Below are 24,494 nucleotides of genomic sequence, written 5' to 3' on the forward strand. Positions count from 1 at the left end.
TGAGATAAGAAGTAAGTTTCGCGAAGTCACTGTATGTGACTGAGCGCACGGGAGTGAAAAAACAAAAACCGCGGTTTTTGTTTTTAAGAGGGTCTTAGGACTCTCTTAAAAAAAGAGTGAAGCGGGAGGGGGAAGATCCCCCCTTAACAAGGAGGACAAATGAATCAGGCAATTGAACAGGATTTAGACCACGAGTGGTTAGAGATTGAAGGTAAAAATAGAGAAGATGCTTTGGAAAGAGCTTGTGTAGCTTTAAATACCACTAAGGCTTATTTAGATTTTGAATTTTTAAACGATAAGCAAACCAAGTTGCGGGCAAGAAAAAGCGATGAAGAACAAAACCATAGCCATAAAGCCAAGCCGCGCAAAAATGCAAACAACAAAACACATGAAAAAAATACAGAGCATGATGGCGATGATTATCAAGATGAAGCTGTGGAAGAGGTTTATGTTGATCCAACCGATATGGGTAAAAATGCTAAAGCCATTTTAGAAAAAATATTATCTTACATTGATGACAATGTTGAGGTTGACCTTAAGGAAACAGAAAATAAAATTTATTTGGATATTTTAGGTGAAGGTACAGGCTTGGTTATTGGTAAACGTGGTCAAACTTTAGAGGCCTTGCAACACGTTGTTGCCAAAGGTATTGGCTTGGATAGAAGTTCTGATAAACGTTTGGTTTTAGATGCAGAAGGTTATAGAGAGCGTCGCCAAGAAAGTTTACGGTCTTTGGCTTACAAAATGGCAGCCAAAGCCAGCCGTGAAAAACGTTCAGTTAGTCTTGAACCTATGAGTGCTATGGATAGACGTGTGGTGCACATGGCCTTGGCCAATAACCGTCATATCAACACCAAAAGTGTAGGTGAAGGTTTAGGACGTAAGGTCATGATTGTTCCTAAGAATGTAAGAAAAAATGGCAACGGTCGTTCCAATGATAGAAACAATAATCGTAGAAGTAATGGCAACGGTAATTACAAAGGAGATAAAAACTCTCCGCGCTTAGCCAGTGGACCAAGCCGCATGCACGATTCTTATGATGTGCCACATGCGCCAAACATGGATGTTTTTCCAGATAATATTGATGAGCTTGCAGACTTGCCAGAGCATGAGTTGGAAGCCCATTTAGAAGGCAATACACCAGAAACACAAGCCAACAAAGAAAACAAACCAAAAGCAAAATTGGTCACCCGCCAAGATAAAGAGTAAGGTTAAACAATAAGCCTATCTAAATTGTAGATGGGCAACATTGTTTATAAGGCTTGTATGTCAACAAAGATAAAGCATCGTCAATGTATTGTTGCCCCTGCTACTGGGCCAGCGCGCGGGGGTTTGGGAGTTATTCGTTTATCTGGTGAAGATGCTTTGTCTACCGCAAAAAAATTCTTTAAATTTAGAGATAAAATTAAAGATGTACGCAGTCATCAAATGTACTACGGGCACTTTGTTGATACCAATCAAAGTGTTGTCGATGATGGGTATTTTGTTTTTTTTGAATCTCCATATTCCTATACTGGAGAAGATACCGTTGAGTTGACGGTGCATGGTAATCCAGTTACCCTCAATCATATGGTTGATTTGATTTGTCAAAATAGCTCCGCCCGTTTGGCTGAGCCAGGGGAGTTTACGCAACGTGCTTTTCTCAATGACAAAATGAACCTAACGCAAGCAGAAGCAGTTGCAGAATTTATTCATGCTTCTTCTGTTGAAGCGTCCCGTTATGCTCAGTTGCGTTTGCAAGGGGGCTTGGCCCAACAAATTGAACAACTGTACATATTGGCTTTGGAAGTTTTAGCCGAGTGTGAAGCAGACATTGATTTTCCAGATGAAAATTTACCCATAGAAGACAAAGACCATATTTTAAAAAAACTGGATAATGTGATTGGCAGCTTACAGAGTTTATCCACAAGTTATAATGCAACGCGTAAAATGCATGATGGTTATAAGGTGGCTTTTTTAGGTCAACCCAATGTTGGCAAGTCCTCCTTATTTAATGCAATCTTGCAAGAGGACAGAGCCTTGGTGTCTGATATTGCTGGAACAACCCGTGACCGCATTCACGAAAGTTTATTGATAGAAGGTTGCCCGGTACAATTGATGGATACCGCCGGTTTACGTGCGGATACAAAAGACAGTATTGAACAAGCGGGTATACAATTGAGCTTAAAAAGTTTAGAGCAAGCAGATTTGGTTTGTCTGCTCACCGATAATCCGGAGTTTATTGAGTGGGATGCAATTGTTCAGGCGCAACAGCAGTACAATTTTAAACTTTGGAACGTGATAAATAAAGTAGATCTTAAGCCAGATTTACAAAAATTACACGCACCAAAGGACAATACCTTTGTTTTATCGGCTAAAAGCAAACAAGGTTTAGATGAATTTATGGCAGCTTTAACGCTACTGATACAAAATGAACTCAGTGATGAAAAAGTGTTGCTTGGAAACCTACGTCAAAAAAGGCTTATAGACCGATCATTAGAATCGTTTTTAAGCGCAAAAAAAAGTTGGCTAAGGGGTCAGGCTGAGGAATTTGTGGCTTTGGAGCTTAGAGAGGGCATGAGTGCTTTGATGACTTTACTTGGAAAAGAAGATATTACGGAAGAAATTTTGGATACCGTATTTTCTAAGTTTTGTGTGGGCAAATAATTGAGAGCAAGCCCTTTGTTGATCCCTATGTTTGGCTTATTGGATTAGCGTCCTTAAACCGGTGCATTGGAAAAACAAAGGTTTGTTGTCATGGAAAGAGGGTGATTATATGGATAATGTTTCACGTGAAACATCGCTGGATATAAACAGCTATATCAATGTAAAAAACTTATGGTTTAAAGATGTTTTTCCGGAGGCTGAACCTTGGGCAGTATTGGCGGCCAAATACAAAGAAGCGTGGTTACTAGCGTTTATTGAGCAAAAAAAATACATCGATTTGAAGGGACTTGAGCTGCCTGCGGTGGGTTTGGTGCAGGAGGATATAGTCTTAGAACATCCGCAAGCTGAAAAAAGTATAATTAAAGCTGGAGCCATCATTGCCAGCAAGGATGTTGTTGTTATGCCCGGGTGTAAGGTAGAGGCTGGAGCTTATCTTAATGGTCCCAGTATTTTAGGTCCAAAAACCATGGTCAGACACGCGGCTTATGTTCGTGGTGGCGTGCTGACTGGAAAAAACTGTGTTATTGGTCATAGTACTGAGGTTAAAAGCTCTATTTTTGCCAACGATGCCAAAGCCGCGCACTTTGCTTATGTAGGAGATAGTATTTTAGGCAATGCGGTTAACTTGGGAGCAGGAACCAAGTTATCCAACTTAAAGATAGTGACCGGTAATATAAAAATAAAAATTGATGGTGGAATGGTGGACACAGGTTTGAGAAAATTTGGGGCCATTATTGGAGATTCCTGTCAGACGGGATGCAATGCTGTGTTGAATCCTGGTGTGATTTTAAGCAAACAAAGCTTGGTTTATCCTTGCGTGTCGGTAAAAAAGGGCTTGTATAAAAGCAAAAGTTTAATTAGATAAGCGCTAAGTGGTCTTGGTCTTACGCTTAAGGTTTCTGGGCAGCATGTTTCACGTGAAACATATTAAGCTTTTAGGGCAGGGCTTAGGAATAGAAAGTTTTTAAACTATCAAGGTCTGCTTATAAAAAACTGTGGGCCTAGGTTGATTTTTGATGTTAAGTTTAGGTAAGCAACATGCTAACATGGAGTAAGGAAAAAAATGGTAGTTCCATTTTGAAGTGAGGATTGAATGTACGATGTATTGGTTATAGGCGCAGGCCATGCTGGAATAGAAGCAGCCTTGGCGGCGGCACGCATGGGAGTAAAAACCTGTTTACTCACCGGCAATCTGGATAGAATAGGTCATATGTCCTGTAATCCAGCCATTGGTGGCGTGGGTAAGGGCCATATTGTCAAAGAAGTGGATGCGCTGGGTGGAGAAATGGCCAAAGCCATTGATCATACCGGCATACAATTTAGAACCCTCAATACCAAAAAAGGACCGGCGGTTAGAGCCAGTAGAGCACAAGCAGACAAGTACCTTTATGCCGCTTACATGAAAAAAGTGGTTGAAAACACATCTAATCTTTATGTTAAACAGGGGATGGCGGTTGACCTGTCTTTTAATGATCAAGGCTGCACAGGTGCCATCACTGAAATGGGTGAACAAGTTTTAGCCAAAAAAACCATCATTACCACTGGCACCTTTCTCAATGGTTTGATCCATATTGGACAGTTCCAGCAAGCAGCAGGCAGACATGGAGACTTGCCAGCCTTGGGCCTAAGTGAAGCCTTGGCCAAAGCTGGTTTTAACATGGGTCGTTTAAAAACAGGGACTGTACCAAGGTTGGATGCCAGAAGCATTGATTACAGCAAGCTAGAGGAACAACCCGGAGATACGCCCTTGCCTTTGTTTTCTTTTTTTGGGCAAAGCACACAGGTTAAGCAAGTGCCCTGTCACATCACTTATACCAATCTTGATACCCATAAAATTATTGAGGATCATTTGCATGAGTCTGCTATGTACAGCGGCAATATCCAAGGGGCAGGACCGCGTTACTGTCCATGCATAGAAGATAAAGTGGTCCGTTTTGCGGATAAAGACCGGCATCAAATTTTTCTTGAACCAGAAGGTTTGAGCACGCAAGAAATTTATCCAAATGGCTTATCCAATTCACTGCCATTGCCTGTGCAATTAAAGTTTTTACGCAGCATTGAAGGTTTGGAAAATGTGGAGATGATGCGCCCCGGTTATGCCATAGAATATGATTATGCTGACCCAACCCAACTCAAAGCCAGTTTGGAGACAAAACTGGTGCCTAACCTATATTTGGCCGGACAAATCAATGGAACCACAGGCTATGAAGAAGCGGCTGGGCAAGGTTTGTTGGCAGGGGCCAATGCTGCTGCCAGTGTTTTAGGAAAAGACACACTAAATCTTAGCCGTAGTAATTCTTACATTGGTGTGATGGTGGATGATTTGATCAGCAAAGGTGTTAAAGAGCCTTACAGAATGTTTACCTCAAGGGCAGAGCATCGCTTGCATTTACGTGAAGATAATGCCGATGAGCGATTGATGCCCATAGCATATGAACAAGGACTTGTTTCACGTGAAACATTTGCTTTGTTTGAACAAAAAATGCAAGCCATTACCAACTGTGAGCAAAAACTCAAAAGCCATAAAATATCACCCACACCTGATATGCAACAACAACTGAATGATTTGGGAACCTCAGGCTTAAAAAAACAAAGCGATTTAACGGAATTGTTAAGACGTCCAGAGATCTCATGGGAAGATATTTTGGTCTTGGACCCAAGCTTAAAAGATGTTTCACGTGAAACATTTGCCCAAGCCTGTATTCGCATCAAATATGCTGGCTACATTAAACGAGCACAAAATGAGGTGAGTTTGGCTGAAAAAGAAGACAATGCCAAGATTCCAGACGATATAGACTACAGCCTAGTCCCCAGTTTATCCAATGAAGTTCGAGAAAAACTCAATCAACTCAAACCAGAAACCTTGGGCCAAGCCTCCAGAATATCTGGTATGACCCCGGCCGCGGTTGCTATTTTACATGTGTATTTGAAAAAAACCCAAAAACCTAAGCAATTAGCCAATAGCTATTAAATAAACCATTATAAATTAATACTGGTAACTGCAGCTTGATATGCAGTGAATGGCGCCACCGCTTAAAAAATCACTTCTAACGGGGATAACATGCTTAAAAACTTTTTTAAGCTCTTGCATGGCTTTAATGTCACTTGAACCTAAAACGTCAAAGGCTTGCTTGATTTGTACTTCATTGCGGCCGTATTCAACATCGGCTTGATCAAAGCTTGGAAAAACCGGCATGAGATAGGTATCATTGATAATCACACCGTTGACATAGGAGGCCGCATACGTATTGTCATTATTTTGATTGTCGGAGTAAACACCGGGTGAAGTCAACCAGTGAATGTTTTGTTGGTTAAAGCCTGCCCTTAGCAAAGCTTGGTAGTTGTAAGCATCTATGCTTTTTGCCTGCTGATTGAGCTGAGTTGCAATATTTTGATAGCAAGCATAGAGCTGATTAAAGTTGGACCAACGGTTCTGAGCCGCCTCCAAAAAGTCTTCTTGCGATGCGTGGTTTTTGAGCAGCTCAAAGCCACGCAGGCTGCTTTTAAAATTAAAAGGGTCATCCCAACGATTGAAAACAAAAACTCCCATTAAAAACAAGTCTTGGCTGGCAACACTGCACTTGCCATTTTCTTTGTTGCTGGCTTGACCCAAAGTTAAAAAATCGCCCGCAAGGTAGCTGCTGCTGGCTAAACTTCTTCGAGTCACAGGTCCATCTGGATGTTGAGTGAGAAAAGCATGGATTTGTCCAGTTTGATGATGTTTAGCAAACATGACAATGGTATCGGTGTCTTGGGTATGCTCCCATGGGTTGGCTTGAAGAAAAATCAACTGCTCAAAGTCAATGGATTGGCGTAAAAGCTGTTGAGCATCCACGGGGGATAAATTATTTTGGTCAAGCACGCGTTCAGTCATGTACAAATTGCCCTTGGCTCTGTCAGTAAATAAGTCTGCTGGACCATTCCAGTTTAAAGGAATACCAACAATGGTTGTGCCTTGGGGTAAAAGCTCTTGGCTATAAGCGTGATCCTTGTTTTGCATGCGCAAAAAAGCTTCATTTCCATTAAAATCTAAAACCTGTAAATGGGCTTTATTTCTCAACCAACTATAATCACGCTGTGTACACTGGTATTTTATATGATTAAGTTTACAGTTGTTTTGTGTTTGAGAACAACGCCCTAAAAAAGCTTGTTCAAATCGGTCAATGGCAGGATATTCAGACTTATAATCTTCTATAAGGTGTTTGCTGTTGGGATCGCAGTGAGAAAAATCAGATACAGTAAGCAATAAATTTAAATCAACTTGATTTTGCTGGGTTTGTTGGGCAATTCTTATGATGAACTCTTGCCATAACAAAGGCAGGCTGCGTTTGCCAGAAAAGTCATTGGCATAGTATTGTAAAGGAAAACTTAAGTTTGCAAGTTGACTGTACTCCGGTTGCACGGTTACTTGGCCGTAGCCAGCAAAACTGACACAAAAACAAGCTAAGAACAGCAGGTCAGTCACCAGCCTATAAAGGACATATTTTTTCATGATACCCCCGTAAAATGTTTCTACACCTTTAACAAAAAGCATGGGTGCATTGCAAGTCAAAAGCAAACTTTATATTCTATAAATAAAAACGAAGGTGCAGAAAGCTAAGAAGTGAAGCGCACTAAAAAAGAATAAAGAATTAAATAATATCAAGAGCTTAATCGTTTAAATAAAACATAGCGCTTTTCAAAATAGTTTTTGCGTGGTAAACAAGTCCACTTATGACACAGATTATTGCCATGGCCAATCAAAAGGGTGGAGTGGGTAAAACCACCACTTCCGTCAATTTAGCGGCCTCTTTAGGGGCGGCAGAAAAAAAGGTTTTGTTGATTGATATGGACCCACAGGCCAATGCAACCAGTGGTATAGGGTTGACAGAGAATGTAGCTGAGCAAAAAACCATTTATGAAGTCCTTTTGGGTGAACAAAACATCAATGACTGTATTCTTCAAGCCAAAACACCGTTTGTTTGGACTCTCCCAGCCACATCAGACTTGGCTGGTTTTGAAGTTGAAGCGGTTGATTTACAGGACCGTGAGTTTTTATTGCACAAAGCCATTCAAAATTTAAACACAGTGTTTGATTATATTTTGATTGATTGCCCACCGTCTTTAAGTTTGATTACCATCAATGCCTTGGTAGCGGCCAAGGATGTATTGGTGCCTTTGCAAGCAGAGTACTATGCTCTTGAAGGTTTAAGTAGGTTAACAGAAACCATTGAACTGGTACAAGAGAACTTAAATCCGCGGTTGAATATCAAAGGCATTGTTTTAACCATGTTTGATAAACGAAACAATTTATGTCACCAAGTGGAGACAGAGATTAATACCCACTTTCCCAATTTGGTCTGGCAAACCAAAATTCCGCGCAATGTACGCTTAAGCGAAGCCCCAAGTTTTGGTCAACCCATCATTCAATATGATATTACCTCGGTTGGATCACAAAGTTATTTAGACTTGGCTGCCGAATGCATCAAAAAATATGAAACATTATCAGCAACAAAACAGCCCAACAAGACAACAAATGCGCAGGCATAAAGCTGAAAATTAGATAAGAGTAAGGAGAAAATTTTATGGCACAACAACGCAAAGCTTTGGGTAGAGGCATATCCTCTTTGATTCGCAAAAACCCAGGTGTTATAGCTGACACAGAAACAAACTCTAACAATCAAACAGCAACTGCGCAAGTGGGTGAACTTAAAAGTAATAAAGGTTTTGTTGAGTTAAATATTAAAGACATTCAAGTCAATCCTCGTCAGCCCAGACGGCATTTTAATGCGCAAGCTTTACAAGAACTTAAACAATCCATTGAACAATCCGGAGTGATTCAACCTATTTTGGTGCGTGAAATTTCAGGTGGTTATGAGCTGGTTGCCGGTGAACGCAGGTTTAGAGCCAGTAAAATGGCGGGTTTAAGTACCATTCCTGCTGTGATTAAAAATATGAACGATCAAACGCAACTGGAAATTGCCATTGTGGAAAATTTACAACGTCAAGACCTGACACCCATTGAAGAAGCCAAGGGTTATGAACGCTTGAGCCAAGAATTTAATTTAAGTCAGGCACAAATTGCAGAGAAAGTGGGTAAAGATCGTTCAACAGTAAGCAACTTGCTCCGCTTGTTAAAATTATCACCGATGGTCCAAGCCTATGTCGATGAAGGAAAAGTGAGCATGGGCCATGCCCGAGCTTTATTGGTTTTGGATGTTGTCCAGCAAGAGCAGTTGGCTAAAAAAATCATTGATCAAGGTCTGTCAGTTAGAGCGGTAGAACAGTGGATCAAACAAAGCACAGAAAGCACCCAAAAACAAAAGTCCAAAAAAACAAACGCAGTGAATTTGGACCCCAATTTAAAATTTGTGCAAAATAAAATGCAACAACGTTTGGGAACCAAAGTCCACATTAAACCCAAAGGCAAAGGTGGAGAAATCAGTATTACTTATTTTAATTCACATGACTTGGAACGGATGGCAAAGCTTTTAGGTTAAAGAAACTTTTAAGATGGCTAAACAATTAATACAGTTATTACCTTTCTAAATATAAAGAGCAGGAATAAAAAAGCACTTGTCAAACGCTGACAATAAATTTATAGGCAGCGTATGATTAAAATATTACAGGTAGGTCTTGGACCTCTAGGACAAAGTATAGCTAAACAAATTGAACAAGACCCGCGTTTTACAACCGTGGCCAGTGTTGATTTAAATCCTGATTTTGTGGGTAAGAAGCTCAATGATATCTGTCAAGACAGCAATGATTCACCCATTTACCAAGATCTTAAAGAGGCTGTTGACAAGCATCAACCTGATATTGCCGTGGTCACCACCGTATCCAGTTTGGCCAAAGCCATGGAAAGTTTTAAAAGTTTACTCAATCTACAAATACCCATTGTTTCTTCATGTGAAGAACTCAGTTACCCATGGCGCGAGCAGCCAGAATTGTCTAAAGAATTGGATGTTGTTGCCAAAGCCAATAATGTTGCCATTTTGGGAACAGGTGTTAATCCGGGTTTCTTGATGGATGCTTTACCCAGTCACCTAAGTTTATTGTGCAAAACCGTAAACCACGTCCGGGTTAATCGTTACCAAAATGCTTTGAGCCGCAGAATTCCTTTTCAAGAGAAAATTGGAGCAGGCTTAAGCATGCAAGAGTTTGAACAAAAAAAACAAGCAGGGACTTTACGGCATGTCGGTTTAACAGAGTCCATGCACATGATTGCAGCGCAATTGGAATGGCCCATTGACAGTTGGAAAGATGAAATTAAACCGATCATGGTCAAAGAAAACATGCACTGGAATGGCAAAGACCTAACACCAGAACATACAGCAGGTGTAGAACAAGTAGGCACAGCTTTGGTCAAGGGTGAAGAAAAGATCAAATTGCATTTTAGAGCCAGCATTGTTGAAGATGAAAGTTATGACCAAGTGGTTTTAGACAGTGAACCTAAGATTGATTCAAAAATTATCAATGGTGTGCATGGGGATGTTGCCACCCACTCCATTTTGCTCAATACCATCAAAAAAGTTCTTAACGCCAAACCCGGCCTAAGAACCATGATTGATATTTAGTTTTTTTTGGATAGGCAGCAAAAGGTAAGACCTAGCTTTTTTATGCTTGTGAATTGATTTTGGACGAGTCTCTTTTAGTTAAGGCAGGCATAGACTTGCATGTATGTTTATGGTAGATCTGATCAAATGCCACAAACACAAGAGACCTTTTCTCAACGTTTAAGTTTTTTATCATCCATACAGTTTTCATTTTCTAAAGCTTATCAGGTGGATATTTGTGCCCAATCTTTTTTTTCTAAGACTGAGTATGGTATTGATCTATTTAAAATAGACCCAAGTCCAATACGAGAGTCTTCTTTGCATATCAAAAGTTATTTTTTTGGATTTATTTTACTGGTATTTTCTTTCTTATTGGCAGTGGCAAACCTTTCTGACCAAGACCAGACTGATCTGATGCCAATATTGATATTATCCGGCTTGTTTTTATACGGGGCAATCCATCAGTTCATTACAGGATATTTTCTGAGTAGAAAAAAAATTATTTTTTGCGATATGTTCGGTAACCCACTTTTTACGCTGTTTAAAACAAAAAAAAATGCAGAAAAAGCGGAAAGCTTTGCCCAAGTGATTGTAGAAAAAATTGAAAAACTACGTCAATCAAGTTTTTCTGAGCAAGCTGAGCAAGAAAAGTTAGTTCATTAAGAGGCCAAGGCTCAAATCATGTTAAGCACACAATAAAAAGCTGCACCACCTTGCTACTCGCCCAGGTTTTCTTTGATTAAGCCGGGAGTACTTTTTAACTCGCCGGTATTTTGATCAATATACAAAGCCCTAGAGATATAGGTGAGGTTATCGACATGTCTGGAAAATTGAGCACTATACCGACCGGCATTAAGATAATCACTATTATTAACAGAAGAAAAACCATCACCATCAAGATCAGCTATTACAGTAAGAAGGCTTGATTGAAAAATATCAGAGCCAAATTTATTACGAACTGAATGGGCAGCGGGGAGTCCATCTGCGATAAGAAGGTTTGCCAGTTCTGCATGACTAGAAATTGTAGGTAAAAAATAGCTCTTATTGGTGCTGTATAAGTCAACGCCTCTTACTTCAATTAATGTGAAACCCATAGATTCTAGGTAGTCTTGATTTTTTATATAAATTGCCCCACATTGCTTTAGCGTATGGTCAGGGTCAAGGCATACATCATCCTTTCGTACTCTAAAGTCATTGTTTTTTGTATTAGGCAGAGGTGCATAAGTTCTGTAGCGAGTACCTTCAACACGAACAGCCTGTGAAAGAAGGTTGATATTGCCTGTTGGAAAACGAGACTCGCCAAAATAGGTTTCACCATTAACCAAGACTTGAGGTGTTTGACCAAAGTTAGCATAAACTCCATGCGTCATTTTTTGCAGCATGATATAGCCTTCTGCAATTTTAGATTTTTGTACATACTCTAGATAAGAAGGGATAGCTATAGAGGCAATAGCAGCCCCAATAGCAATGACAACCATCAATTCAATGATTGAAAATCCAGCACACTTTTTTTTTGATAAAACCAACACAATATAAAATCAGTATCTTAGCGCATTTTAACAGATACAATAAGCCAAATACAATTTTATTTTTGATTGGGGTGCAAAATACTGTGTTTTAGCAAATACTGCTGAAAGCAGCCTTGGTGAAAATAGATTTAATCTCAAGCAAAAGGTCTTGTTGTATACTAAAAAACACAGTCTAACGCAACACGCTGTTTAAAAAATTTTTTTAAAAAAGTTAATTTTTTTTTAATATTTTTGTGTTAAATCGGCGTTCCAAGAGTTGATAAAACCATTGTTCACTTGGGGGGACACGTGAGAGCTACAATCAGGGGGATATTTTTAGCCATAGCTATGTTGTGGCAAATGATATTTGCAGGCGACTATATTATTTTAGATCAATGCCTAAACGAGGCCACAACAATGGACATGTTTAGAAATGCAGCAAGTTCGCAAGAAAAACTAAATTTTTTACGTAAAGATTACAGCGGTGGACGCTTATACAGTTACACGGCCTTAAGACAAAACTTAACAAACAATCTCAATGAAATTCAAGTTGAATTAAACAACAATCAATCTCTTATCAACAAGCACTTGCGAATGTGTATGGTCAATGAACGTTACTGCCATATATACTTTAATCCACAAAATGAGATTCACCAACGGTGGTTTTGTGCCACCCATATTTATAGAAATGTTCTTACTGATCAATATACGCAATTTAATACTTTAGTTGAAAGGTGTGGCGAGAGTTCGGTTATGTTTCACAGCTCATATTTTCCAGCCAGTGATCACCCAGCCTATCAAAGAGATTGCTACGATAGAAATGGAAACTCAAAGCTTGAGTACTACAAAGGTCAAAGGAATGTTGTTGAAACGGAGATGCATCGCTACTACCAACAAATAGAGAACAGGATCCATCAGTCAAGTAAACCTGAAGCGATGGCTTATATCATTCGTAAGCTTGATGAAACTTTAGGAGAAATTGAGTATGGAGATGTAAGGGTGACGCACCAACAGTATCAAATCATGCGCTTTGCTAACAGCTTGGCTCAATGCACCATAGGAGACAACAGTTCTTACAATAGAAGAACCCTCGCCGCAACATCAGATTATGCAGTCTTCGGTCAAAATATCCTATCCATGTATGAAGGTGTCCCAGATTCAATGGTCTATAATCCGCAACAAACATATGAACGAAGCCAAATGGTGGATGGGTTTACCCCGATAGAGCGCTTTGACCCTGAAGTTGCGTTATTTTTGAACAAAGAGCAATATAGAATCAACACCGCAGCATGTGATGAGCTTCCAGAAGAAGAAAAAATAAACTGTATACTGCAATCTTACAGTCAACTGCCATGGTTGGATCGCAGTGAAACTGAGCAAGAAGTAGAACGCAGGTGGCAGCAACTTTATGAGAAAAACGCAAGGGCAGAGCAAAACAGACGTGTAGAAAATTTAAGTGAGGCGGCTTACCCTAAAATTTTTCGTGGGTTTTTACCGTATCAGTTTTATCGCACCACCAATGCAAAAATTCTGATGGAACTGCAAAAAATGAGTGTTAATCAAGGACGGCAGTTTTTGGCAACAGAACAAAGCTTTATCGACTATGCTGAGCAATTGGTGTGTGGAAAAAGTGCCTTTCATTTTTGTCAGGAACAATACCAAGCAAAACGCATTGAATCGAGGAAGAAACTCTATCAAAATATTAAAAGTGGAGCGTATAGCATCACGTTTCATCCCACCCCCCAACAAACCGCGCTTCGTCCAAGCATGGTGGATTTACTCAATGCTAAAATCACCGACATTAACGACTACTGTTACAATACCGCAGCCCAGTTGAAAAGACGCTTTGACAATGAGACTTACAATGAATCCTACCCATTGAATGCCATTGGTGAAAACGAACGTTATGAACTGATGGGTGCCTTGGAAGAGAAACTGCAAAACTTGTATACCACGCCTAGCTTTGGCAGTTACTTTGCTCACTCGAGCATGATTGCTTTGTTGAAGTTTGATGCCCAAGCACGTTACAAAACCTGCTTCAACCAAGGTTATATTTTTGGAGGACCTTTAAAAACCACAGAAAGCTATAGAAGAATGATGGAAGATGCTTCGCATGGAGTCATATCTCCGGCAATGCGTCACATGCATTTCAAACAACGTAAGTTGGCTCCAGATTTTCAAGTGAGTATGGCCAATCTTCAAGCGGTTGAACAGGCTTTGCAACAAGACATCATGACTGAACTCAATATATTAGAGCAAAAAAGAAACCTTGATACGCCAGAAGGACAACTAAATTTTTTAAAAGAAAGCATTAGATCACGTGTCTTTGCACTTCTAGATTTTGCTTTAGATAATCCATCGGAAGGTTTGGGCGATGCATATTGCAAACTACTGGATGAAGCCAATTGCGATGAAGTAATGAAAGAAAATATGATTAAAATGGCCATGATTGTACCGCATGTGATGGCTCTGTTTTTATTGCCGGGGGCAGGCAATATAATTATTGAATTAGCCATTATAGGTACGGCGGTTAGTATTAGTGGCGTGGCGACCTATCATATGATTGTCATGCGTAAAAATCAACAAAGTCAAGTGGATCGTTCTTTGGCCAGTACCAACATCAGCCCACAAAATGCAGCCTACTTACAGAGTTATTTTAGAGAAGATATTAAAAACCTAAACCTTATTCTGGCTTTAGAATTGGCTATATTTGTAGCCACAGACTATGTTTTGCTCAGAGAAGGGGTAAAAACCATAAACTATATTAAAAAAACAGGGGCCTTTCAAAAATACTTTTCACGGCAAATGTTGATTGACCATGCCATTCGTATTGCCCCAAAGGGTTCAGTAGATTTTCTCAATCAATACAGGTATTCCAGAGAGTTGTTTGCACGCTCTGATCAAGTCTCTGATCAAGTCTTTGATGATTTTATCCGTGCTTTAAAAGAGGGTGATGGTTTAAATTTTGCTAGAAACAATTTTCCCATTCATTTTCCAGAGATTAATCCAAGTTTAACTTCTCAATTATTCAGTGCTGTTGGAGACGGTTTAAATTACATATGGAAAAGAATATGGGACATGCCTCTTTTAAGACAAGTCAGTATCAATTATTATAAATTGATGTACCAATACACAAACAAATGGTGGGTAACAACCAAGCGCATGATAGAAATCCTTAACGAAGCCTTACAAAGAGGACGAATCAACCAGCAGCAATTTGAAGAATTGATCAATGGTATGCCGGAAGTCATTATTGTCAATGGTAAAGCTGTTTTAAAAATCAATTCTGAAATAAAAGCTTTGGCCGGACGCTTCTTGGATGAGTATGTCATGGATACCAATGGCATGCGAAGCTTTTTAGAGCCTTTTGTCTACAGTGATATTCTTAGCCCACAGCAATGGCAGCGTGCTATTGCTAACTTTGAACGCACAGGCAGAAAAATATTAACCAAAGAAGATGCAAAAATGTTCATTTCTGTCATTAAGTTTTCCCGGCGTGAAATCAACTCTATAGCGGATGAATTAAGACGTTCTGGTCAGTTTGTAGCGGGTTACTATCAAAAGCGCACCAATTTTATATTGGATCATATAGATGAATTTTTAGATGTTGCTCATTTGGAACGTTTAAAACAAAGACAACGCTTTATTCAATACCTAAAACAAATGGGTAGAACATCTGAAGATGAAATTGATGAACTGCATCGTTTTATCAATCAGATTGATGATTATGATTTGCATTACGCTTGGAATCATCAAAGTGAGATTGCCCAAAAAATTGATGATATCACCGAAACATTGCGAGCAAAGCCAGGATCTTTTCTCAATGATGAGCATGTTCAGTACTATATCCGTGAGCAGCAACAGTATGTAGATTATTTTTTTAAATCTTTGGATCAAGCTCTAGGTATAGGAAATGCACCGGTTATTAGACGTATTCGTACCAAACGCTATGGTAGCCCAGAGCATAGAAACTTTACCGATGCTTATGCTGAAGCAAGACATAAAACAAGAATGCGCAAGACCATTCATGGTGAGTGTTCTTTGCCTAATTCACCGGTTAAAAAAATTGCCAATAAAGTAATGGCCAATCAGGCCAAACAAATAAGTTTGGTGTCGAATATGTGGGGCTATGTCAGTGTAAAATATGATGATTATGATGTACATCAGGGCTTAGACTTAGAGTGGATTACACGTTTGGCATATGATTTGGCGGTACCGCAGTTGGGTACGCACTTATCCATGAAGGCCTTAACTTCGGGTGAAAAAAGAGCTTTATCTAAAATGGGGCTGGAGTGGTTGGGAGGCATTCCTGTTTCTGCGGTAGAGTTTGGAGGCTATTGGTTTTTCAGTGAGTATTTATGGAACTCAAGCAATCAGGCGGAAGCTCTTTTTGCCAAAGAAGTCAGGCAATCCGAAAACTTACCCAAAGATTTCGCAGAGCTGTTTAAAGACTACCCAGAAATCTATCAAGGTGTGATGCAACGTTTGGAAAAAGTTGAAAACTTTTTAATTCATGAGCATCCACCTGTAGTCATGAACGATGAATTTTTATACGACCTGGCCGTCAAAGAAGGTTTGATCGAAGAAGTTTTAGAAAGTGACGCTGACTTTGAAAAAGAACTTTTAGATGCACTGTCTGATTTTATGTATGATGAAGCCTATGACAACAGACCACAATCTAATTTTCCAATTTTAGGAAATAAGGTCCGTTTGTTTGGTGATGGCTTTAAGTCAAGAGAGTGGTTGTTAGAGAACCAAGATATTCCAGCCTCAGTGCATGAATCTGTAGATCGAATCATGTTTTATCGTTTATTTGACTTATTCCCCAATAGCCAAATTAAATACATCAGAAGTCAATTGGTATATTCCATGCTTTGCAAATATCGGTACAGTCAGAGGGTGACGGTCCCTGCAGCCATTGCTGTGTTTGCAATAATTAAAGGTGCAACAGACCCCATTAAGTATCACTTGCGTGAACAAAACACGGGACATTAACCATAAAAAGCAAAACTTTATTGTTTGGCTTGGTTTTCTAGCCAAACTTCTAAATCATCTGAGCCACCAATATGTTGGCCATCAATGTAGATTTGCGGAACAGAAGTTCTTCCACTCAGCGGTAAAATAGCATCCATAGGAATATCTTGGCCAGCTTTGATTTCAATAATGTCATAACCATGATCGGTGAGCATGGCTTTGGCTTTGACACAAAATGGACACACTTGAGTTGAAATCATGACAGCAGTTTTTGTATACGACATAAAAATATCTTTCTTGTTTTAAATTTTGGGGACAGGGGCCTGTCCCCAGAGTTTTGTTTAGTCAGCTAAAATCGAGCGTAACATCCATGCAGTTTTTTCATGCACGTCCAAGCGACCAATAAACAAATCTTCACTGACATCATCATGTTCGCCTTCAGCTAAACTTTTTTTCAAAGTGGCAATGATTTTTTCATGACCTTCTAAAAGTTGAGACACCATGTCTTTCCAGTGCAGTTGACCGGTAGACTCTTTAATTTGTGTCAACTTCATGTACTCTTGGTATGAACCTGGAGCATAGTCACCTAAGGCTTTGATACGTTCAGCAATAACATCTATGGCCGCAAAAAACTCATTGTACTGTGCTTCAAATAAAGTGTGCAGAGATGAAAACATCGGGCCAGTAACATTCCAGTGATAATTTTGTGTTTTTAAATTTAGAGTGTAGCTATCGGCTAACAATTGTCTTAAAGTTTCTTTTGTAGTCATTGTATTAATCTCCTTTTGTTATGAACTCATCATAGACAAAATCGGAGCATTTGAACAGTTGAAAAAAACTATAGCCTCATTGTTTTTAACAATGAGGCTATGAAAGTTGATTATTTTTAGCTATAGATAAGGTTAAGCAGGTTTTGCAACTTTGGACCACTCTTTGAGTTGTTTGTACAAAGCTTTTTGAGTTTCTTTAATGGAATGTTGCAATTCCAACTGCTGTTGGTCAATAGAATGAACCAAAGAAGCTTTCTTTTGTCTAAGTTGTTTGTAAAACGCTTCTTGGGTTTGCTTAAAGCTTTGTTGTAATTCTTGCTGTTGAACATCCAAAGAGTTCATAAAAGCAATCTTTTTTTGTTCAGCTAACTTTGAAAGTTCCTGTTTTTTAAGCTTGAGATGTTCAATTTTTTGATAAGCGTCATCAAAAAGCTGCTGGGCTCTTTCATTTAGCGGTTGCTGCAACTCTAAACGTTTCTTTTGCATTTTTAAGCGTGCCTGCAAAATGGCTTCTTGCGAAGCTTGTTTTAAGTTCCAAGTTAATCCCAACCAGTTCATGCTTTTGATGAACCACTTGCTAGGGTCCCAGTGATAAGCACGAATGCCATTTCGGTAGTCTCTGGCATACCAGTGATGAAAATTATGATAGCCTTCACCAAAAGTGAATATAGCGGTAATCCAACTGTCCTTGGCAGAGTTGGTATCAGTATAGTTTTGTTTGCCTAAGGTATGAGCCAATGAATTGATGGCAAAGGTAATATGATGGGAAATAAATAATCTTAGAACGCCTCCATAAATAAAACCACCTAGAAAGTCATTCCATAAAAAATGAGCAATCAGAGCAGGCATCAAGCCGCCAACCAAAGCTCCAATCAGCATCCAGTATTTTTCTTGCCAGATCACCAAAGGATCATTGAGTAAATCATCTGGACGAGAAGCATTGGCTTTTTTAGAAGATAAAATCCAACCCATGTGCGCCCACCAAAAACCTTCTTGAATGTTGTAAGGGTCTTTATCATGGTCAACATGCTGGTGATGGATACGGTGCTCAGAAGCCCATTGCATGCAGGACTGTTGGTAACAGCTGGCACCAAAAACCAAATACAAAAATTTCAAAATAGAAGAAGCTTCATAGCTGCGATGAGCAAATAAGCGATGGTAGCCGCAGGTGATGCTCATCAGGCAGGCAGCCAACATCAGGACAAACAAAACTATATTTTGCCAGGCCACACCATGCTGGTAAATATGCCAAGGTGTTAGAGTCAGAGCACTTATGGTTAAAATGACAAAAAAGGGCGCTGTAATAAGATTATAACGTGATAAAAATGCTTTAAAATTTTGCATAATGTGGGTGAGTATAACATAAAATCAGACCTAAACCCTAGAAAAAATAAGATGGTCAGATTGTGTATGATTTATGCTACAATAAAAAATGTAAATAATTTGCTAGGAATAGAAAAATTACTTTACTCTCATAAAATGAAAAAAACGCAGAAAAAAAAAGGGTTTACACTGGTTGAGTTGCTGGTTGTCATTGCAATTATGGGCATTTTAATCATTACTGTAACCCCAATTTTTCAAAAATATTTACTCAATTCCAAAATGTCTGAAGGTTATTTGCATTTAAAACATATGTATGAAGGCGCTGTAATTGAAGCCTCGCATCCGAGTTTGATGGTGCAAGCGGGAGGCAACCAAACCTTTTGTAAAAAAAAGTGGTTGTTTGGCAATTTTGCATCGCATATTGTTGATGGTGGTAGCGCATTGTATATTCCGCCACGGGGAGGGGTAAAAGAAAAAATAGCACTTTCCCCAACCACCAATGGTACAGAAGTAGGACCAGATGGGGGCTGCTTGTATAGCAATGATTTTACCAGTTTTGGACAATATGGTTTTTCTCCAGCGCCAAGCGGCAATCATCAAACCGAAAACCCCGGGTATTTTGCGGTCAGCAATATACCGGACAGTGTTTTGGCCACAGAATTACAAAACGATGGCAAAAGTTTAATGGGCACAACCGCAGCAGGGGTCATAACGCATAATTCGCTCTGGGCCTATGCTGATCTAGATGGTGATTTTGATTATCAAGCTGACAGTTCAGCCCAAGATCAATTGGGTTTACAAATCAGTACAGTAAGCAACCGTTCTAATAAGGTAACTTATCTGATGCGTGGTATTTATATCAGCAATCGTGGAGAAGTTAGAGGTACAGACGCAGTTTACACGGAAAATTTGGGTGAATGATCTGATCTAGCGTGAGCTTTTTCTAAAACGGAAAGTTATCTAAACTTTTGTAGATACAAGATAAATAGGCTTGAACCAAGTGGTTTTTACTGTAAATAGAAGCTTGATTTTGTTTTTCATAGGCGCCGGCACAATGCTGTAAATGAAAGGTTGCTAGATTGCTTAGACCTTGTTCTTGACCAATGATATGAAAACAACTTTCTAAACAAGAGACTTGTCTGGATAAAAACCCCAGCTTATAAAGGGTGGTTAAAGGTTTTTCTAATTCATTGTTATAGGGCATGGCATAGCGTTGACAAATAGAGGCAATGACGCTTGATAAGTTTATCTTGGTGCCAAGGTCCATTTTATTAAGCATCAATTCAAGTTGTTCAAGACAAGCTTGATTGCTTATTTCATTGCCGGCAGAACAAGCCATTTCTAAACGTGACGCCAAAGCTTGTGTTTTAGCAGGATCAACTTGAATATTTTGTGCAAGACCAGAATAAAATGAAAATAAAATACAACAAATTAAAAACTGTTTCATAAGTAAAGTGCTCCCATAAATTAAACTTAAAACAATATATGATGCTTTGCCTTTGTTTTTCAAGTAATAACGCTTTAAGATGCAGTGTCCATTATGTAGTACAGATAATCAAAACCATTTTAGTGTTGTAAATGAAAAACTCTACTATGACTGTCACTGCTGTGGCTTGGTTTATTTGGATCGGCGTTTTTATTTATCTGAGCAAGAAGAAAAACAACGCTATCTAAGTCATGAAAATAATCCCAAAGACCCTAGGTATCAAACATTTTTGCAACCGGCAGTGGACAGTTTATTGCCGTATTTAAAAAACAACTGTTTGGGTCTGGATTTTGGTTGTGGGAATGGCTCGCCTCTGGCCCATATGTTTGCTCAATATGGTCATAAGTTATATGGATATGATCCTTTTTTTTATCCTGATCAAGAACGATTAAACACATACTATGATTTTATTGTTTCCACAGAAACTTTTGAACATTTGCATCAGCCCAAACAAGAGTTTAAACGTTTATTGACCTGTCTCAACAAAGGAGGGTATATCTGTGTGATGACACAATTTTTAATAGATAAGGCTGATTTTGAGCGCTGGTACTATCATCGTGATCCAAGCCATACTCTATTTTTTAATACAATAAGCTTTCAATATTTGGCCCAAATGTTTGATTGTGCGGTCAGCTTTCCTCAAAAAAATATTGCCTTGTTTAAGGTGGAATAAAATGAAACAAACCATAAAAATGGTATTGTTGATTTTAATATTAGGTTGTATCCATACAGCATGCCAAAAAAATACAATTCAATATGTGAAAAATCAGAATCAACGAGATGAACTAGACGTAGTTAAAGATATTCAAGAAGGTTACTTTTCATATATGGCGGATGCCAATATGTTTATTAGTTGTGATGGAAACAGTAAAAACAGTATTTTAATGCAGGGAAAGACTTATCTTGAGTTGGAAAAAAAATATTTAGCCCTGAACCTATCACCACAAAAAGTGTATTTAAAAATGCAGGCAAAATTAATCAATAACAAAACCGAGCAAAAAGAATTAAAGAAACCGGTTTGGTTGATTGAAAATCTTATTGAATTGGATAAAAATAAAAGCTGCTCAAAACAACAATAAAGTAAAGACTTAAGTTTTGTTGTAAAAAGACTAAGAAACTTAATCATTAAAGGTACATTTTGTAGCCAACATGGGTTGGCTTAAAACCCAAGTTGGTGTAAAAACGATGCGCATCCGTACGACTTTTATTGGAAGTAAATTGAATGATCTTACAATTGTTTTGTTTTGCAAGAGCAATACAATGGCGCATCAGCTGTTTACCCAAGCCTTTATTTCTAAATTTTTTTTCAACTCGGATGCTTTCAATTTGCAAGCGCATAGAGCCTTTAAAACTTAAATGCGGTAAGTACATGACTTGAGCACAGCCAAAGATCTCATGGGTAATGGCCTCTTCCATGATGACGATGTCAAAAAATTTACTATCAAGCAATTGTTTAAAAGCTGTTTGATAATGGTGAAGGATTTTTTCGGATATCGATTCTCGGGTTTTTCCAAGATGATCCTGATTGAGTAATTTAATAATGATATCCAAGTCATTCAATTGGGCAGAGCGGAAACAAACATCCATATACAAAATTCTACACAAAATTGATTAAAAAAACCACAAACGCTTCATCATTAAGTTTGATAGAAAATATAAAAAGAGTTTTAAATGGCTTGCGATCAAAGACTGAATTCAAAGAAGAGAAGTCAAAATATAAATTTTGACAAAAAAAAGGGAGGTTTTAACCTCCCTAAGGTATTTTAAGATTAACTTAATACTTTTTCAAAGCCGCCACTACCATACTTCAAGGTTGCAGCACCACGGGATACTTTAGAAATACTGGCTTGTTCTTCAGTGCTCACTTGACGTTGAGGTTTTTCTTTAAGCAAAGATTTTACAATTCTAACGCGTAAATCTAAATCTTCAATTTCTGCAGGTGTTAACAAGTCAGCCAAAAAAGCTTCCATGGTTTTTGGACCTTTTACAGATAAGATGATTTTAGTTAATTTTTTTAGTTTATTTTTATCCATCGAATTTTCCCCTTTTGTTTTGTGCTAATGACGTACTGTTATTTAGCTACATATTAATTTATCTCTCTTTGGTTACATATGACAAATCAAACAATAAATAAATAGAAATATTTACTTTTTTTATGTTTTTTACAAAAAAAGGTAACTTGTTTACACTTTTCTCAACAATAAGGATTAAATTTTGGCCAAAATTATCGTTATGGAGCATGTTTTACAAGGGTTAGACTGCAAAAATAACGCATTGAGTTTTTCTGCATTATTTGTTAAGAAAAAAAATTAAGTTATTTTATATAATATTTCCAGGGGGATGTATGATTAGATTAATTGGAACGGTCAGTATGCTTTTGTTAGGCATTGTCCACGCTCAAGAAAACACGATCTTGAGTATTCAGCAAGATTATCAAAATAAGTTGGCTCAGCTTGAACAGCTTGGCCATGATCAGATCGGTTATTACCCCTATTGTTCAGATGTGGTCAATTTGTACTTAGAAGAAAAAGAAGCCATCTTAAAGGCAGTGCAACAAAACTACCTTTTGCCTGAAGAACAGCAACTGCTAAACATCAAGGTTGATCTTGATAGAAGCCAAGAACGCCAGAGACACGCTGCTTTGAGTCAAGAAGATGTTGATTGGGTTTCAAGTGGTCAAAAAGGTTATAACAGAAGCTACAACAACTGTTTTACCGGTAATACACCAGTAACCGTGTTTTTCACCCTAACCACAAAGATATCGTGGAATCAGTATGATCATAAAATTGTGGCTACTACAATGGAACTGCAAGAAATGTATGAGCAACAAGAAGACAAAGGTTTTCATGTCTTGTCTTCAAGTTTAGGAAAAATAGAAAAAGCGCCGTCTCGGTATAAAAAAGATTGCTGGGCACGGGTCAATCAGGTGCATTTGGGACATGTAAGAGATGGCAAAACCATGAACATGATTAATGTTGGTCCTTATGGCTCAGACTATACTTTTAAGGTTACACCCCAACATCGTTTTTATGCCTATGTTCAAGATGAGTGTTCTGAGGAAAGCATGTATCAGTGGCAAGAGGCCCAAAATCTTGAACCAGGAACAGCGCAACTGTATCAAGGAGAAGATGGCCAACTTTGTCCAATCAATGCTACAAGTGAGTATGCGGCTGAAAGCGAAGGCTGGGGTAATTTTATGCCACTAAAAGTCTATAACCTGAATACAGAAACCCATGCCTACTATGTTGGACCCAGAGGCAATCAGGTTTTGGTGCATGATACCAAACTGATCAGTGAATAAAACCATGCAAAACTGAAGCTAGGCTTTTTTTGCAATTAAAAAAGCGTAGCTTAGGGCAATAATTGTTCCATGGGCTAAACATAAATGCAGTAGTTTCATCCAAACGGGACTTAAATTTAATAAAGTGGCCCAACCAAAACTTAAGGCAACAATAAGGTAGCTGCCCAAAAGACTAAACTTACGTGAAGAAAAAGCTTCTTGCTGTTTAAGTAACCATACAAAACTCAAAAGACAAAATAAACTGGCCAATACAGGGTGTGATAGACGCAAACGGATCAATAGGGGACTGGCAGAGTTGATATCGGCCAAAAAGCCAGTGATTAGGTTCATAGAAGGGTATAAGGTGCCAGCCAAGGCTGCCAAAGCCCCGGTAAAAGCTACGCCGGATAAAAACAAGAGCAAAAGTTTAAACGCAAATTTAAATTTAGGGTGAAGTTCATGTAGGGTTTGGGCTTGCATAAAGCTTAAAAAAATACACAAGGTCAAGGCTAAACTATTGATTTGATGAAAGCCAATGGCCCAAGCTCTAAAAATAGAAGCATTGTTGCCCACCAATTCCAGTTTAACCAAAGCCGCGCCAATCAAGGCTTCAGATAAGGTGAACAGTAACATAAAAATTAAACTTGTTCGGACGGGGTGTTTTTTGGGATAAAGCTTTCTGCCCCAAAAAAACAAAGTCAAAGCCACAAGACCAAAAATACCGGTGGATAAGCGATGCGACCACTCAATCCACTGGGCCATGTCCGCCGCTTGCGGTATAAACTGATCATCACACAAGGGCCAGGACTTACCACAGCCATCACCAGAAAAACTGATTCTTACCCAAGCCCCCCACGCAATCACTAAAAAATTATAGCCAAGAAAAGTCAACAGGCTTAAGGCAAAACATTTACGTCTGGAAATATCTTGATCAACCGTCATGCAAAACTTGTATATAATGAAAGTCTTTCC

General features: G+C 38.7%; 22 protein-coding genes. 13 read left to right on the forward strand and 9 right to left on the reverse strand.

Annotated features, from left to right (window positions below; translation table 11 throughout):
• Positions 1 to 159 precede the first annotated feature (159 nt).
• From PKC21_06780 to mnmG, 4 genes are all read left to right on the forward strand, one after another.
• Positions 160 to 1,209: a R3H domain-containing nucleic acid-binding protein gene (locus tag PKC21_06780; GenBank protein ID HMR25041.1), complete on the forward strand. Its 1,050-nt coding sequence runs from the start codon at positions 160 to 162 to the stop codon at positions 1,207 to 1,209.
• 57 nt (positions 1,210 to 1,266) lie between these two features.
• Positions 1,267 to 2,646 (forward strand): tRNA uridine-5-carboxymethylaminomethyl(34) synthesis GTPase MnmE, encoded by a 1,380-nt coding sequence (gene mnmE, locus PKC21_06785; protein HMR25042.1) that lies wholly within the window; start codon positions 1,267 to 1,269, stop codon positions 2,644 to 2,646.
• Between the two features lie 31 nt (positions 2,647 to 2,677).
• Positions 2,678 to 3,511: a glucose-1-phosphate thymidylyltransferase gene (locus PKC21_06790; protein HMR25043.1), complete on the forward strand. Its 834-nt coding sequence runs from the start codon at positions 2,678 to 2,680 to the stop codon at positions 3,509 to 3,511.
• 228 nt (positions 3,512 to 3,739) lie between these two features.
• Positions 3,740 to 5,617 carry a tRNA uridine-5-carboxymethylaminomethyl(34) synthesis enzyme MnmG gene (mnmG, locus tag PKC21_06795; protein ID HMR25044.1) on the forward strand — a complete coding sequence of 626 codons (1,878 nt, stop codon included), beginning with the start codon at positions 3,740 to 3,742 and terminating at the stop codon, positions 5,615 to 5,617.
• 15 nt (positions 5,618 to 5,632) lie between these two features.
• On the opposite strand, the gene PKC21_06800 is transcribed toward mnmG, so the two are convergent.
• On the reverse strand, positions 5,633 to 7,138 hold the full coding sequence (locus PKC21_06800) for a hypothetical protein (protein HMR25045.1): 1,506 nt from the start codon (positions 7,136 to 7,138) through the stop codon (positions 5,633 to 5,635).
• A 221-nt stretch (positions 7,139 to 7,359) separates the two neighbouring features.
• Between PKC21_06800 and PKC21_06805 the strand changes: the two genes are divergently transcribed.
• The 4 genes from PKC21_06805 (at position 7,360) to PKC21_06820 (ending at position 10,844) form a co-directional block, all read left to right on the forward strand.
• Positions 7,360 to 8,175 (forward strand): AAA family ATPase, encoded by an 816-nt coding sequence (locus tag PKC21_06805; protein HMR25046.1) that lies wholly within the window; start codon positions 7,360 to 7,362, stop codon positions 8,173 to 8,175.
• A 35-nt stretch (positions 8,176 to 8,210) separates the two neighbouring features.
• Complete coding sequence (locus tag PKC21_06810; protein ID HMR25047.1) at positions 8,211 to 9,125, forward strand: ParB/RepB/Spo0J family partition protein; 915 nt, start codon at positions 8,211 to 8,213, stop codon at positions 9,123 to 9,125.
• Between the two features lie 111 nt (positions 9,126 to 9,236).
• Positions 9,237 to 10,202, forward strand: coding sequence for a hypothetical protein (locus PKC21_06815; protein ID HMR25048.1), 966 nt, complete (start codon positions 9,237 to 9,239; stop codon positions 10,200 to 10,202).
• A gap of 126 nt (positions 10,203 to 10,328) precedes the next feature.
• A complete protein-coding gene (locus PKC21_06820) occupies positions 10,329 to 10,844 on the forward strand; it encodes a hypothetical protein (GenBank protein ID HMR25049.1) in 516 nt (171 codons plus the stop codon).
• Between the two features lie 53 nt (positions 10,845 to 10,897).
• Here PKC21_06820 and PKC21_06825 read toward each other — a convergent pair whose 3' ends face one another.
• Entirely contained in the window at positions 10,898 to 11,710 is an 813-nt protein-coding gene (locus PKC21_06825) for a prepilin-type N-terminal cleavage/methylation domain-containing protein (GenBank protein ID HMR25050.1), read from the reverse strand.
• Between the two features lie 327 nt (positions 11,711 to 12,037).
• Between PKC21_06825 and PKC21_06830 the strand changes: the two genes are divergently transcribed.
• Complete coding sequence (locus tag PKC21_06830) at positions 12,038 to 16,684, forward strand: hypothetical protein (GenBank protein HMR25051.1); 4,647 nt, start codon at positions 12,038 to 12,040, stop codon at positions 16,682 to 16,684.
• Positions 16,685 to 16,701: 17 nt separating this feature from the next.
• On the opposite strand, the gene PKC21_06835 is transcribed toward PKC21_06830, so the two are convergent.
• From PKC21_06835 to PKC21_06845, 3 genes are all read right to left on the reverse strand, one after another.
• The gene (locus tag PKC21_06835; protein ID HMR25052.1) at positions 16,702 to 16,947 is read right to left on the reverse strand and encodes a glutaredoxin domain-containing protein; all 246 of its coding nucleotides are present in this window, start codon (positions 16,945 to 16,947) and stop codon (positions 16,702 to 16,704) included.
• Between the two features lie 57 nt (positions 16,948 to 17,004).
• Positions 17,005 to 17,433, reverse strand: a complete 429-nt coding sequence (locus PKC21_06840) for a DNA starvation/stationary phase protection protein (protein HMR25053.1) — start codon at positions 17,431 to 17,433, stop codon at positions 17,005 to 17,007.
• Positions 17,434 to 17,565: 132 nt separating this feature from the next.
• Positions 17,566 to 18,777, reverse strand: coding sequence for a fatty acid desaturase (locus tag PKC21_06845; protein HMR25054.1), 1,212 nt, complete (start codon positions 18,775 to 18,777; stop codon positions 17,566 to 17,568).
• Between the two features lie 135 nt (positions 18,778 to 18,912).
• On the opposite strand from PKC21_06845, the gene PKC21_06850 reads away from it, so the two are divergent.
• Positions 18,913 to 19,677 carry a type II secretion system protein gene (locus PKC21_06850; protein ID HMR25055.1) on the forward strand — a complete coding sequence of 255 codons (765 nt, stop codon included), beginning with the start codon at positions 18,913 to 18,915 and terminating at the stop codon, positions 19,675 to 19,677.
• Positions 19,678 to 19,699: 22 nt separating this feature from the next.
• On the opposite strand, the gene PKC21_06855 is transcribed toward PKC21_06850, so the two are convergent.
• Positions 19,700 to 20,203, reverse strand: coding sequence for a hypothetical protein (locus tag PKC21_06855; GenBank protein ID HMR25056.1), 504 nt, complete (start codon positions 20,201 to 20,203; stop codon positions 19,700 to 19,702).
• Between the two features lie 79 nt (positions 20,204 to 20,282).
• On the opposite strand from PKC21_06855, the gene PKC21_06860 reads away from it, so the two are divergent.
• Complete coding sequence (locus PKC21_06860; protein ID HMR25057.1) at positions 20,283 to 20,915, forward strand: class I SAM-dependent methyltransferase; 633 nt, start codon at positions 20,283 to 20,285, stop codon at positions 20,913 to 20,915.
• A 1-nt stretch (position 20,916) separates the two neighbouring features.
• Entirely contained in the window at positions 20,917 to 21,321 is a 405-nt protein-coding gene (locus PKC21_06865; GenBank protein HMR25058.1) for a hypothetical protein, read from the forward strand.
• A gap of 46 nt (positions 21,322 to 21,367) precedes the next feature.
• Here the strand turns inward: PKC21_06865 and PKC21_06870 are convergent, their stop codons facing one another.
• Together PKC21_06870 and PKC21_06875 are read right to left on the reverse strand one after the other, a co-directional pair.
• Positions 21,368 to 21,829, reverse strand: a complete 462-nt coding sequence (locus tag PKC21_06870; GenBank protein ID HMR25059.1) for a GNAT family N-acetyltransferase — start codon at positions 21,827 to 21,829, stop codon at positions 21,368 to 21,370.
• Positions 21,830 to 22,011: 182 nt separating this feature from the next.
• Entirely contained in the window at positions 22,012 to 22,275 is a 264-nt protein-coding gene (locus PKC21_06875) for a Trp family transcriptional regulator (GenBank protein ID HMR25060.1), read from the reverse strand.
• A gap of 311 nt (positions 22,276 to 22,586) precedes the next feature.
• On the opposite strand from PKC21_06875, the gene PKC21_06880 reads away from it, so the two are divergent.
• On the forward strand, positions 22,587 to 23,543 hold the full coding sequence (locus PKC21_06880) for a hypothetical protein (GenBank protein HMR25061.1): 957 nt from the start codon (positions 22,587 to 22,589) through the stop codon (positions 23,541 to 23,543).
• Positions 23,544 to 23,561: 18 nt separating this feature from the next.
• Here PKC21_06880 and PKC21_06885 read toward each other — a convergent pair whose 3' ends face one another.
• Positions 23,562 to 24,464: a COX15/CtaA family protein gene (locus PKC21_06885; GenBank protein HMR25062.1), complete on the reverse strand. Its 903-nt coding sequence runs from the start codon at positions 24,462 to 24,464 to the stop codon at positions 23,562 to 23,564.
• Positions 24,465 to 24,494 lie beyond the last annotated feature (30 nt).

The organism is Oligoflexia bacterium, assembly GCA_035326705.1.
Classification (GTDB): Bacteria; Bdellovibrionota_G; JALEGL01; order JALEGL01; family JALEGL01; genus JALEGL01.